Origin of the sequence: Streptomyces sp. NPDC004284 (genome assembly GCF_042874035.1) — a bacterium.
Classification (GTDB): Bacteria; Actinomycetota; Actinomycetes; order Streptomycetales; family Streptomycetaceae; genus Streptomyces.
Map to the genome: position 1 here is coordinate 183,669 of NZ_JBIAMJ010000011.1, position 11,311 is coordinate 194,979.

The following is an 11,311-nucleotide window of genomic DNA, read 5'->3' on the forward strand; positions in this document are numbered from 1 at the left end:
CATCCTAGTGACGGCGGGAATCAGAAGATGTCGGGCGAGAAGGGCCGCAGCGGCGTACGGAACAGCAGGTCGGCGCGGGCCGCGGCACCGCTCGTCAGCTCCTCCACGCGCCCGAGCCGGGACAGCCGCACCGCCGACTCGTCACCGAACGCGAGCGCGCCCACCTCGGCCACGCCCAGGGCGAGATCGGCCGAACGGGTCGTCGGGGCGCAGGACACGCCCGCCGGGGAGGCGTCGAGCAGGAACCGCCCGCCAGCCGGGCCGGCGGTGTCCCGCACCTCCAGGACGAGGCCGTCCTCCACCGGATACGTCCGGCTCTCCAGAAGCCGGACCACGTCCAGGGGCCGGACCCACAGCATGTCCGCGTACGTCAGCAGCTTCGCCGCGCGCGCGTCGGGCAGGAGCATCGGAAGCAGCTCGTCGGGCGCCCGGTAGCCGGAGCGGACCGTGGAGATCCAGTCGAGCGAGCACAGGTAGTGCCACAGGGCGCGCTCGGCCGCCGGGGTGACGGCGATGAGGTCGCGCACGGTCGCCGTGTTCTGCGGCTGCTTCGCGTCGTCCCACTTGCTGTCGGCGCTGTACGCCGCGTACCCCTCGACCTCGCCGGACGCCGACCGGTAGAGCACGTAGTACGGCTCCCGCCACGGCACCCTCTGGGGGCCGAGCCCGGTGCCGCGGTCCCAGTCGCGCTTGTCGCGGTTCGTGAGCCCGGCGCGGACGCCGGCCAGCCGCCGGTACAGCTCGGGGCCGGTCTTGCGGATCTCGTCGGCGTCCGTCAGCTCGATCCGCCCGCCGTCCTCCGGACGGCCCGAGCGGCGCGGGTCGAGACCCGCCCCGCGCACGTCCACGCTCCACTCGGCGATCCAGCTCACCGGGCCGAAGCCGTACCGCCCGTAGATCGGGTACTCGGCGGCGATCAGCGTCGCGATCGCGTCGCCCCGCTCCTTCGCGGCGGCGAGGTCGGCCGACATCATCCGACCGAGCAGCCCCTGCCTGCGGTGCGTCGGCGCGACCGTGACCTGGGTGATCGCGTCGGCGGTGAGACTGCCCCCGCCGACCGTGCTGACCTCCTGCCGGAAGGACCGGAGGGTGCCGACGACCCGGTCCCGGTCGAAGACGCCGAGCGTCCGCGCGAGGTCCGCGTGGGCCAGCCGGTCGGCGACCTCCTCGTCGGAGACGACCGGCTCCTTGAGGAACCCGGTGCGCAGTGCCCGCTGCCACTCTCGGAACTCGGACTCGGTCACGGCGCGCACGTCGACAGTCATCCCCCGACCCTATGCACGGCCGCAACGCCTCCGCACGCGAGTTTCCACGGGGGCTCAGGCCAGCAGGTCGTCGACCTGCGCCTCGCCCTCCCGGTAGCGGCGGGCGATCTCCGCGCTGCAGTCGTCGGCGGTCCGCTGGAGGTGCTGGCGGCGCCGCGAGACCTGCTGCTCGTACCCCGCGAGCCTGCCCATCGCCGCGTGCAGTTCGTCATCGGTCCGGGCCGTCAGGTCCGACAGCTCGACCTCCGACAGCATCTCGGCCGCGAGCCGCCGGTACTCCTCGCCGCGCGGCGTCGACAGCGTCACGTGCCGCGCCGAACTGCGGTGCCGCGAGGGCACGTCGGCGAGGATCTCGGAGAGCCGGTCGAGGACCGGGGCCTCCGGGTCGGTCCGCCGCGCCAGCTCGGCCCGCAGGATGTCGATCCGCCCCTGGAGCATCCGGCGCACATAGCTCAGATCGGCCTCGTCGCTCTGCGCGTCCCGGCGCAGCGTCCGCAGCTCGGGCAGCCGCAGGGCGCCGAGGTCGGGCTGGGTACGGCCGCTCTGGCCGGGCTGCGCACGGTCGGCCTGCGCCTGGTCCATCGGCCCGGGTTCGGCGGTCCGCTGCACGGGTGGGCGCGTCATGGAAGAACCACCGACTCGGATCAGCGGTACGGGGCCGGACGGCGTCGGCCCGGTGCCAGGTGCACTCATGAGAATCGTCCCCTCGACCGGTGCGGAGCCGCACCGCCTCTCAGGCATGGTGCCACTCCTCCCTGTGCACGTGCAGGCGCTCTGCACCCGTTCGGCCCCTCGTCCTTCGGCCCGCCTCCCGCTCGGTAGGTTGGTGCGCATGCGAGCAGTGGTGCAGAGGGTCGACGGCGCGAGTGTCGTCGTCGCAGGGGAGACCGTCGGTGAGATCACCGGCGAAGGGCTGTGCGTGCTGGTCGGGGTGACCCACGAGGACACCCCGGAGAAGGCCGCCCAATTGGCCAGAAAACTCTGGTCCGTCCGGGTACTGGAAGGCGAGAAGTCGTGCTCCGACGTGAACGCGCCGCTGCTCGTCATCTCCCAGTTCACCCTCTACGGAGACGCCCGCAAGGGCCGCCGCCCCACCTGGAACGCCGCCGCCCCCGGCCCCGTCGCCGAACCCCTCGTCGACGAGGTCGTCGCCCGGCTCCGCGCCCTCGGCGCCCATGTGGAGACGGGCCGCTTCGGAGCGGACATGCGCGTCTCGCTCACGAACCACGGCCCGTTCACGGTGCTTCTGGACGTGTGATCAGGGCTCGACGACGGTCTCCTGCGCGGCGGCCGTCGTCCCGGCGATCAGCGGCGCGTCCACCGGCACGTTCCGCTTCACCAGCGCCAGGGCGATCGGCCCGAGCTCGTGGTGGCGGACGGCGGTCGTCACGAAGCCGAGCTGCCGGCCCTCCTCGCCGTCGGCGGCGAGCCGGATCGGGGTGCCGTGGCCGGGCAGCAGCACCTCGCTGCCGTCCAGGTGCAGGAAGACCAGGCGGCGCGGCGGCTTCCCCAGGTTCTGCACCCGGGCGACGGTCTCCTGCCCCCGGTAGCAGCCCTTCTGCAGATGGACGGCGCTCCCGATGAGGCCGACCTCGTGCGGGATGGTCCGGTGGTCGGTCTCGAAGCCGAGCCGCGGCCGGTGCGCCTCGACGCGCAGCGCCTCGTACGCGAGGATCCCGGCGGCCGGCCCGTGCGAAGCCGCGAAGGACTCCAGCTCGGCGCGGGGCAGGAACAGATCACGGCCGTGCGGGGTCTCCCGTACGACGACGCCCTCGGGCACCTCGGCGATGGACCCGGCCGGCAGATGGACGACGGCGAAGTCCTCCGTCCGGTCGGCGACCTCCACCCGGTAGAAGAACTTCATCGACTCCAGGTACGCGAGGAGCTCCTCGCGCGTCCCCGGCTCGACGTGCGCCCACACCGTCTCGCCGTCGTCGACGAGGTACAGGGCGTGCTCGATGTGCCCGTTCGCGGAGAGGATCAGCGCCTCGGTCGCCCGCCCCGGCGGCAGCTCGGTCATGTGCTGGGTGACGAGCAGGTGCAGCCAGCTCAGCCGGTCGTCACCGGAGACGGCCACGACCCCCCGGTGCGAGAGGTCGACGAAGCCTTCGCCTTCGGCGAGGGCGCGCTGCTCGCGGAACAGATCGCCGTAGTGCGCGGCGACGCCTTCGTCGCGGCCTTCGGCGGCGACGGCGCCGGGCAGGGACAACAGAGGGCTCTTCATACAGAAGAGCCTACGACTCGCCGCCCACGTCCTTGTTCGAACAGTCCCCGCACCGGCCGAAGATCGCGAAGTGCTTCATGTCCGTCTCGAACCCGAAGGTCTCCCGGAGCTTCCCCCTGAACTCCGCCGCCACCTCGACGTCCGCCTCGATCACCTCGGAGCAGTCCCGGCACACCAGATGCAGATGGTGGTGCCGGTCCGCCAGGTGATACGTCGGCGCCCCGTGCCCCAGATGCGCGTGGGAGACCAGCCCGAGCTCCTCCAGGAGCTCCAGGGTCCGGTACACGGTGGAGATGTTCACCCCCGACGCCGTCCTGCGGACCTCTCCGAGGATGTCGTCCGGGGTCGCGTGCTCCAGCTTGTCCACGGCCTCCAGGACAAGCTGCCGCTGCGGCGTCAGCCGATAGCCGCGCTGCCGCAGGTCGCTCTTCCAGTCGGTGCTCACCACGCCCCCCAGTGTAGGAGGACGCGGTGCGCCACCCCGGTGTGTCTAGCGGAAGAAGGCGATGCCGTCGTCCGGCATGTCCCCGGAGGCGAGCAGGTCGGCCAAGGCACCGCGCAGCGCGCGCGTGGTGCGTACGACCTCCTCGTGGGCGCGGACCTTCTCGTCGAGAGCGGCCAGCGTGCGGCCGATCTCGTGCTGTTCCGCGAGCGGGGGCAGCCGGACCGGCAGCTGACCGAGCATCTTCGTGGAGATGTGCCGGACGGCCGAGCCGGTCGCCACACGCTGGAACCATCCCTGTGCGGCGGACGCGGAGAGATACGTCGCCAGGTACTCGGGATCGAGTTCCGCCCGCGCGCGTACGCGGAGACGGATGAGATGCGGCCCGTTGAGCCACCCCGTTTCGGTCTCGGTGACGAGCGCGACCCTGCCGACCGTCCCCGAGCGGGTGAGGAGAACGTCCCCGGCCTTGAGGCGGTAGTCCCGGCCGCCCCGACGTCCGTCCGAGTCCAGGTACCGATCGGGCGCACGAGTGACCCGGTGACCGACGATGTCACGCGCGCCCACCACCGGGACGCCTGTCTCCTGGTACTCGCCCGGCCGGACGACCAGCCCGATCTGGGTCTCGCACAGATCGACGAGCGGCCGGATCCGCCGGCCGTGGTCCAGGTCCGTCATCGCTTCTCCTGCCACTTCCCCAGTGCACGGGCCGCCCGGTCGTCGGCCTCGCGTGCGTCCTCGTCCCGGACGGCCAGCTCCGCGATCAGCCGGTCGACCTCGTCACGGCCGGAGGCCGCGCGCAGAGGCGACGCCTCCGTGGGGACGTACAAGGCCGGTGTCAGCACGTGATCGCGGCGAGCGATCTCCGCCACGGGCACCGAAACGCTGAATCCGCTGCTCCCCTGGAACGGCTCGCCTGCCCGACGTGCCGCGCGCCACCGTGAGCACGTGTCGATCAGGGTGTCCACATCGCCCACGGAGAGCTCCCGCCGGGCGCGGCTCGTCATGGATCCGCGGGACTGCGCGTCGATGAACAGGACCTCGTCGCCGTGTCCCGTCGGGGGCCTCAACAGCCAGAGCGTGGCCTTGACGCCCGTCGCCCGTCCGAACAACTGGGGAGGAAGAGCGATCAGGGCTTCTACGGCTCCGGCCTGCACCATGTGGCCTCGGATGGTGCGCTCCGCCCCGTTCATCGACTGGGCCGCGATGTCCGGCATGAGGACGGCGGCCCGCCCTTCGGGAGCGAGCGCGGCCAGTGCCAGCTGGAGCCAGGCGAAGTTGCCGTTGACCGCCGGGGGAATCCCGTAGGGGAACAGGGTCGGATCCCAGCCCCGCTCCCCCGCCCGCAGGTTGAAGGGCGGGTTGGTCGCCACCCGGGTGTAGCGGTCGGCGCTGGTGCCGGGCAACCGGTCGGGGGCGGGAAGCGCGCCCCACCCGGCGAGCTCCGGTTCGATCCCTCGGACGCGCATCCGCATGCGGGTGAGGTACGTACCGATCTCGTCGCCGCAGATGCCGCGGGCCACGATTCCGGCTCTGTCCGTACGCGCGTCCGCTCCTCCGTTCCGCCCGGCCGCCACGCACGCGTCCAGGAGCTCGCCCGTGCGGCAGTACGGATCGAGGACGGGACCGCTGTCTGGCAGCAGCCCCGCGATCAGGCGGCGCACCGAGGACGGCGTGAGGATCTCACCGCCGCGCGCGTCCACCTCCATGCGGAGCTCCACCAGGTGGTCGAGTGCTTCCGCGGCCGAGTCCCGGTCCCACGCGGCTTCCTCCAGAGCGGCCGCGGCCCTCCGGACCACGTCGTCGAGTCGCCACAGATCGGGGAACCCGCTTCTGTCGTCGAACCGTCCGGGCTGCCACACACCGTCCTCGACGAGCACGTACTGCAGGTGGCCCCAGCTCTCCGTCAGACGTGCGCGGTATCCGCGGTCGGCTTCCCTCCGGGTTCCGAAGACGTAGACGAGTGCGATGAGCAGGTCCAGCCGGTCGGCCCGCTGGAGATCACCGCGCTCGTCGAGGAGGCGGCCGACGACGGTCAGCGGCTCGGTCCGGTGCTCCTGGCCGAGGGCGGCCAGGAAGCGGTCGCCGTACGTGGTTCCGGGCAGCTCGCCGTCCCGCAGGGCCGGCGCGGGAATCCTGCGCTCCTTGAGCCAGGCCCCGATCTCCTCGGCGACGAAGAGGTCCGCCCTGCCCGTGCCGGTCGCCACGCTGTCCACAGCCTGGGGGAAGTCCGGGTACCGGCCGGCCCAGTTGGTCACGGCCGGCCGGTTCACTCCGGCGAGCTCGGCGATCCGGGACCGGGTGACCAGTGTGCGGTCGGGCTTGCGCATGACGGCCGTTCCTCTCAGAAGCGCGGCGTGTGCCGCCCGCTCAGCACGGCACCCTTCGCCGCCAGGACCTCCGGGAAGCGGTCCATCGACCGGACTTCCTTGGCGAGTACCTCGTTCACGTATCCCATGATCCGGTAGAGCTTCTCGTGGTCCGCCGCAAGATCCCGGGCATGAACGGGTTCATGGTGCATGATCCGGTTGCGGAGCAGCACGAGGGACCACAGCTGGTCGTACAAGGCGTCACGACGGCCCGAGTACCCGGGGAAGGCCTTGCGTACGGCCGGCACCCAGAAGGTCCGGTCGTACCCCCTCGTCAGCAACGACGCCCAGAATCCGAACGACAGCTCCGCCACCACCCGATCCGGCGTCGCGGCCGAACGGTTCCGGCGGCACTGGGCATGCGCCTGCTCCACCTTGCGGCGACTGCTCTCCGACAGCGGGGCGACCTCCCACCAGTCCGCACGGCCGTGGTGTCCGGCCAGCTCCCGGTGGACGGCGTTGCGCAGGGCGACCTCAAGGCAGTGGAACGGCCCGAAGAGAGCGCCGGACACCTCGACGTTCCACCAGTACAGCCGGGCGGCCCGGACGGTGTTCCCCCGCGCGGCGCGCAGATACTCGTCCAGCCGCGGCTCCGAGAAGGAACCGGACATCCATGCGGGCAGCTCGCCCACTCTTCCCCCTGATGCTCGTCGCGGCGACATGTGCCATGCAGGTTTCCGCCGACTGCGTGTGGCGCCTGACCGATTCGGACGCTAAGCTCTCGTCTCGAAAGCTTCAGGATCGCCTCTGCATGTCACGCCACCTGGAGCACGGCTTGTGAAACCCCCGGCCACGCCACATGCGGCCGGGGGTTTCGCGCGTTCCAGAGAACCCGTTGCGAGAGAACGTAGCGCACCACCGCCACACGATCAAGTGCATCGCGGTCATCATGATTCTGTGAACCCTTTGCCGTCCGGGTACACAGAAGGCCCGCCGGTACTCGCCGGCGGGCCCTCACACACAGGTGGCTTCGAAGAAGCCGTCCTTCCTAGCGGAAGAACGCGATGCCGTCGTCCGGCATGTCGGGCAGGTTGCGGGCCATCTCCGCGACCTCCTCCGGCGTGACGACCTTCTTCAGGTGCGCCGACATGTACGGTCGGAGCGGGACCTCGGGGGTCGCCTTCTCGCCCACCCACATGAGGTCGCTCTTCACGTAGCCGTAGAGCCGCTTGCCGCCGCTGTACGGGCCCGAGGCCGCGGTCCGGGCGACGGCGTCCGTCGCCAGGTCGATCTGGGGCTTCTGGTCGGCGAGCTCGCCGTACCAGATCTCGACGACGCCCTGGTCACGGACCATGACGACCTCGACCTTGCGGTCCTTGTCGATCCGCCAGTAGCCGCTCTCGCTCTCCAGCGGGCGGACCTTGTTGCCCTCGTTGTCCAGGACCCAGGTGTGCGACTGGTACTCCAGGAAGTCCCGGCCGTCGTGGCTGAACGTCACGGACTGGCCGAAGTTGCACTTCTCGGCGCCGGGGAAATCGGAGACACCCGCGCCCTCCCACGTACCGAGCAGGAACGCGAGGGGGACGAGGTCCGGGTTGAGGTCGGACGGGATCTCGATCATGAGCAGCTCTGGCGTTCTCTAGAAGTGGTTACCGCTGGCCCTGGTACAGCTTCTTCACGGTCAGACCGGCGAAGGCGATCACGCCGACGGCGACCAGGACCAGGAGAGTTTCGAAGAAAGCGATCATGGGGTGCTCCTCGACTGAGCGGTGAAGGCGGAACGGGCCGGACCCCAGCTTAGTGGGCGGGGGTCCGGCCCACTCGGTGAGGTGGGTCTCCCCGATGATCAGCCCAGCAGCTGGTTCTGCAGCGTGACGGTCTGCTGGAACGGCACGGCGGGCGCCTCGCCCTTGCGGGTCTGGGTGATCAGCGCGAGGGTGTCGCCGGCCTGGACGTAGGCCCAGCGGACCTGCTCGGGGCCGTAGGGCTTCTTCTCCCGGTAGACGTACATGCTCGTCTCCGGCACCTCGATGTCGTCCGCGAAGGCCTCCGGGACGACGCCCTCCACCCCGTCCGGCAGGGCCTTGGGCCCGGCCGCCCCGTCCATCTCCAGGGCCAGGTCCTTGTACGACTCCGCGTACGCCACGGAGCTGAACCGGAGCAGATGGATGCTGGTGCGGGTGCCGTCCGGAGTCGTCCACCCCCGGGCGGCGACGTGCCGCAGGGTGGAGTCCGCGAGGTGCTTCCTCAGGTCGTCGCGGAACTCCTTCGCGTAGAGGGAGAGGTACGCCTCCGTGGACACGAACCCGCCCGTCAGCTCCGGATCGGGCGTCGCGCCGACCGGGGCGGGCAGCAGCAGCTCGCGCACGTCGGCGTAGTGGATCTCGCCGTCGTTGCCCTCGGTGAAGGGACGCGGCCGGTCCGCCGGCAGCGCCGGGAGCCGGAGCCGCGGGTACTCCCAGCGGCCGTCGCTCTCGGTCGCGAGACCGGGTACGTCGGTCCGGTCCATCGCGGTGATCCCCATGGCGGTTCCGGCACCGACGCCGCCGCACACGACGACGGCGGCCGTCCAGCGGGCGGCGGCCCACAGGACCCGCCGGGACCGGCGGGGCGCGGCGGGGGCGGGCTCGGCCGCCGGTTCCGGGACGGACGCCACCGCGTCGGCGGCGGCCGCTTCCGGAACGGCCGTACCGGTCGGCTGCTCGGTCATACGTACTCCCCCGGGGACTCGATGTGGCGGAGCTGCTTCTCGACGAGGCCCGCCACGGCCTGCTGGTCGAAGGGCGCGGCGCCGTACGCCCGGACGGTGACCATGACCTCGCCGTCGTACGCCGAGCAGACCATGTCCTGGAGGTCGGGCGTCCGCTCGTTCTCGTCGTCCCGCTCCGGCTTCTCGGGCTTGGGGCCCAGGTAGCAGGCGGCGTTCTTCGCGTGCTCCTTGATCTTCGGGCCCTTGCGCAGCCCCAGGAGCTCGGACATGTCCTTGCGGGTCTCGAAGAACTCGCGGACCGACTTCTTGTCCTTCATCCTCAGGATGAGCACCTCGGCCTGGAGGGTGCTGTCCTCCGCCGCGTACGAGCGCATCGCCATGCCCTGGATGCCGAGCCGGTCGACCGCCTTCTCGTACGCGCGGCGCTTCTTGCCGTAGAAGGCCTTGCCCGTCCGCTTGAGGAGGGCCGCGGCCTGCTTCGCGGGCACCTCGTCGTCGTTGCCGTACCCCTCGATGTCCGACCCGAGCGCGTAGCCCTCCGGCACGGGCAGGAGGAGCTTGCTCAGCGGCGTGGACGCCCGGCCCCGGAGGACGCCGGCGGCGGCCGGGTCCTCGGCGGTCGCGGTCGCGCCGGGCTCCGCCCATGCGACCGTGGGGGCGGTCCGGTCGGCGCGGTCGACGGTGACGACGGTGTACGCGACACCGCCGCCGACGATCCCGAGCACGACCACGGAGGCCAGCACGTTCTTCAGGACCCGGCGCTTGCGGCTCCCCGATTTCTCGCTCACAGGCGCCCCAGCTGCCGTTCGGCCAGAGAACGGATCTCGCTCTCGGCGATCTTGTGCGTGTCGTACATGAGGATCGTGATCGCGATGTCGCCGCGCTGGATGAAGGCACGGGCGTCGTACGCATCCAGGTACCCCGCCTGACGGCGTACCGGGTAGACGAAGTAGCGGCCCTCCGAAGAGCCCTTCACCGGCTTCCCGAGGGAGGCGGACTTGTCCTCCCTGATGGCGATGCGCTGCTGATGCCTCATCTCGTCCGCGGCGCCGAGCAGGGAGGAGGAGCGGTACTGCACGAGGTCGATCTTGACCGTCTTGTACTCGCCCACCCGCCATGAGCGCGTGGCGATCCGCCGGATCCCCGCGTCGAGCTGGGACTCCAGCGCGCCTTCGGGACGGGTGAACGTGTCGGCGTACGCGTCCAGCGACTGCCACCCGTCCGCCCCCTCGGCCCGCGCTCCCGCCGGCTTCGGCAGCAGCAGCTTCCGCAGATCGCCCTGCGCCTTCGCCTGGCGGTCCTCCTTCGCCGACAGCGGCTCCGGCTCCTGCCCCTTCGGCAGCGGCTTCGCCGGGTACGCGAGGCCCGGCTGGTTCAGCGGCGGGAGCGCGGTCGGTTCGCGGTCGGCCTGGATGCCGTAGCCGACGGCGGTGCCGCCGACGAGGCCGATGACGGCGGCGACGGCGATGAGCCCGAGGGTACGGAGGACCCGGCGACGCGGCCGCCGGACCGGAGGCGCTGATTCCGCGTCCGTCTCCGGCTCGGGTGGTGATGCTGTATCCGTATTTTGGATACTTTCTTCGATATCCAAGAGTCCCCCCACGAGACCTGAAGCGCGGATTCCGTCACCCGCGCACACAGCTGACACGTGAGAGGCGCATGAAGTTGCAGCCCCTCGCATTACAGTTCGGCATATGGCGAAGAAGCTCGTGATCAAGGTGACCGCCGGGGCCGACGCCCCCGAACGCTGCTCCCAGGCCTTCACGGTGGCCGCCGTCGCCGTCGCCAGCGGCGTCGAGGTCTCACTCTGGCTGACCGGCGAGTCCTCCTGGTTCGCCCTCCCGGGCCGCGCGGCCGCATTCGAACTCCCCCACGCCGCACCCCTCCCCGACCTCATCGACTCGATCCTGGCCGCCGGCCGCATCACCCTCTGCACCCAGTGCGCGACCCGGCGCGACATCACGGAGAAGGACGTCCTGAACGGCGTCCGCATCGCCGGCGCCCAGGTCTTCGTCCAGGAAGCGATGTCCGACGACACCCAGGCACTCGTCTACTGAGCCCCCTACGGCTCCCGGCGCGCCCGTGTCCTCAGGGCTCGCGCCGCTTCTTGCCGTCGAGCTCGTCCCACCACTCGTCCGACTGCGGGTCCCCGGAGGGGTCGTCCCACCACCGGACCCCTTCCCGACGCACCTCTCGCACCGCTCGGCCCCAAGGGGCCTCCCCGGCTTCGAGCCGCTGCGCCGGACTCCGTCCGACGGACTCCCAGCGCGCCCGTGTCCTCAGGGCTCGCGCCGCTTCTTGCCGTCGAGCTCGTCCCACCACTCGTCCGACTGCGGGTCCCCGGAGGGGTCGTCCCACCAC

Annotated in this window: 13 protein-coding genes and 2 pseudogenes; 2 read left to right on the forward strand and 13 right to left on the reverse strand. The window is 71.3% G+C overall.

Features of this window, described 5'->3' with window-relative positions:
• Positions 1 to 20: 20 nt before the first annotated feature.
• Together ACFYUS_RS26585 and ACFYUS_RS26590 are read right to left on the reverse strand one after the other, a co-directional pair.
• Positions 21 to 1,265, reverse strand: coding sequence for a GNAT family N-acetyltransferase (locus tag ACFYUS_RS26585; protein ID WP_388856988.1), 1,245 nt, complete (start codon positions 1,263 to 1,265; stop codon positions 21 to 23).
• A 54-nt stretch (positions 1,266 to 1,319) separates the two neighbouring features.
• On the reverse strand, positions 1,320 to 1,958 hold the full coding sequence (locus ACFYUS_RS26590; RefSeq protein WP_388856991.1) for an ABC transporter substrate-binding protein: 639 nt from the start codon (positions 1,956 to 1,958) through the stop codon (positions 1,320 to 1,322).
• Positions 1,959 to 2,097: 139 nt separating this feature from the next.
• Between ACFYUS_RS26590 and dtd the strand changes: the two genes are divergently transcribed.
• On the forward strand, positions 2,098 to 2,523 hold the full coding sequence (gene dtd / locus ACFYUS_RS26595) for a D-aminoacyl-tRNA deacylase (protein WP_388856994.1): 426 nt from the start codon (positions 2,098 to 2,100) through the stop codon (positions 2,521 to 2,523).
• On the opposite strand, the gene ACFYUS_RS26600 is transcribed toward dtd, so the two are convergent.
• From ACFYUS_RS26600 to ACFYUS_RS26640, 9 genes are all read right to left on the reverse strand, one after another.
• The gene (locus tag ACFYUS_RS26600) at positions 2,524 to 3,489 is read right to left on the reverse strand and encodes a YgfZ/GcvT domain-containing protein (RefSeq protein ID WP_388856997.1); all 966 of its coding nucleotides are present in this window, start codon (positions 3,487 to 3,489) and stop codon (positions 2,524 to 2,526) included.
• A 10-nt stretch (positions 3,490 to 3,499) separates the two neighbouring features.
• Complete coding sequence (locus ACFYUS_RS26605; RefSeq protein WP_388857000.1) at positions 3,500 to 3,937, reverse strand: Fur family transcriptional regulator; 438 nt, start codon at positions 3,935 to 3,937, stop codon at positions 3,500 to 3,502.
• A 42-nt stretch (positions 3,938 to 3,979) separates the two neighbouring features.
• Positions 3,980 to 4,609, reverse strand: coding sequence for a restriction endonuclease subunit S (locus ACFYUS_RS26610; RefSeq protein WP_388857003.1), 630 nt, complete (start codon positions 4,607 to 4,609; stop codon positions 3,980 to 3,982).
• The gene (locus ACFYUS_RS26615) at positions 4,606 to 6,261 is read right to left on the reverse strand and encodes an N-6 DNA methylase (protein ID WP_388857006.1); all 1,656 of its coding nucleotides are present in this window, start codon (positions 6,259 to 6,261) and stop codon (positions 4,606 to 4,608) included. Before ACFYUS_RS26615 ends, ACFYUS_RS26610 begins: the two co-directional genes overlap by 4 nt.
• A gap of 14 nt (positions 6,262 to 6,275) precedes the next feature.
• Complete coding sequence (locus ACFYUS_RS26620) at positions 6,276 to 6,932, reverse strand: hypothetical protein (RefSeq protein WP_388857010.1); 657 nt, start codon at positions 6,930 to 6,932, stop codon at positions 6,276 to 6,278.
• Between the two features lie 356 nt (positions 6,933 to 7,288).
• Positions 7,289 to 7,861, reverse strand: a complete 573-nt coding sequence (locus ACFYUS_RS26625; protein ID WP_388857013.1) for an FABP family protein — start codon at positions 7,859 to 7,861, stop codon at positions 7,289 to 7,291.
• 225 nt (positions 7,862 to 8,086) lie between these two features.
• The gene (locus ACFYUS_RS26630) at positions 8,087 to 8,950 is read right to left on the reverse strand and encodes a hypothetical protein (protein ID WP_388857016.1); all 864 of its coding nucleotides are present in this window, start codon (positions 8,948 to 8,950) and stop codon (positions 8,087 to 8,089) included.
• On the reverse strand, positions 8,947 to 9,738 hold the full coding sequence (locus ACFYUS_RS26635; RefSeq protein WP_388857019.1) for a hypothetical protein: 792 nt from the start codon (positions 9,736 to 9,738) through the stop codon (positions 8,947 to 8,949). Before ACFYUS_RS26635 ends, ACFYUS_RS26630 begins: the two co-directional genes overlap by 4 nt.
• Positions 9,735 to 10,541 carry a hypothetical protein gene (locus ACFYUS_RS26640; RefSeq protein ID WP_388857023.1) on the reverse strand — a complete coding sequence of 269 codons (807 nt, stop codon included), beginning with the start codon at positions 10,539 to 10,541 and terminating at the stop codon, positions 9,735 to 9,737. Before ACFYUS_RS26640 ends, ACFYUS_RS26635 begins: the two co-directional genes overlap by 4 nt.
• 103 nt (positions 10,542 to 10,644) lie before the next feature.
• Here ACFYUS_RS26640 and ACFYUS_RS26645 point away from each other — a divergent pair, with 103 nt between their 5' ends.
• Positions 10,645 to 11,007 (forward strand): DsrE family protein, encoded by a 363-nt coding sequence (locus ACFYUS_RS26645; protein ID WP_388857025.1) that lies wholly within the window; start codon positions 10,645 to 10,647, stop codon positions 11,005 to 11,007.
• 31 nt (positions 11,008 to 11,038) lie between these two features.
• Here ACFYUS_RS26645 and ACFYUS_RS26650 read toward each other — a convergent pair.
• A pseudogene (locus tag ACFYUS_RS26650) lies at positions 11,039 to 11,122 on the reverse strand (DUF3099 domain-containing protein); the annotation flags it as partial.
• 107 nt (positions 11,123 to 11,229) lie between these two features.
• Positions 11,230 to 11,311 (reverse strand): annotated as a pseudogene (locus ACFYUS_RS26655) (DUF3099 domain-containing protein); the annotation flags it as partial.

Excerpts from the sequence above, each read along its gene's own strand:
- ACFYUS_RS26600 (WP_388856997.1), bottom strand. The coding sequence starts at position 3,489 with ATGAAGAGCCCTCTGTTGTCCCTGCCCGGCGCCGTCGCCGCCGAAGGC.
- ACFYUS_RS26645 (WP_388857025.1), top strand. The coding sequence starts at position 10,645 with ATGGCGAAGAAGCTCGTGATCAAGGTGACCGCCGGGGCCGACGCCCCC.
- ACFYUS_RS26610 (WP_388857003.1), bottom strand. The coding sequence starts at position 4,609 with ATGACGGACCTGGACCACGGCCGGCGGATCCGGCCGCTCGTCGATCTG.
- ACFYUS_RS26585 (WP_388856988.1), bottom strand. The coding sequence starts at position 1,265 with ATGACTGTCGACGTGCGCGCCGTGACCGAGTCCGAGTTCCGAGAGTGG.
- ACFYUS_RS26625 (WP_388857013.1), bottom strand. The coding sequence starts at position 7,861 with ATGATCGAGATCCCGTCCGACCTCAACCCGGACCTCGTCCCCCTCGCG.
- ACFYUS_RS26630 (WP_388857016.1), bottom strand. The coding sequence starts at position 8,950 with ATGACCGAGCAGCCGACCGGTACGGCCGTTCCGGAAGCGGCCGCCGCC.
- dtd (WP_388856994.1), top strand. The coding sequence starts at position 2,098 with ATGCGAGCAGTGGTGCAGAGGGTCGACGGCGCGAGTGTCGTCGTCGCA.
- ACFYUS_RS26615 (WP_388857006.1), bottom strand. The coding sequence starts at position 6,261 with ATGCGCAAGCCCGACCGCACACTGGTCACCCGGTCCCGGATCGCCGAG.
- ACFYUS_RS26590 (WP_388856991.1), bottom strand. The coding sequence starts at position 1,958 with ATGAGTGCACCTGGCACCGGGCCGACGCCGTCCGGCCCCGTACCGCTG.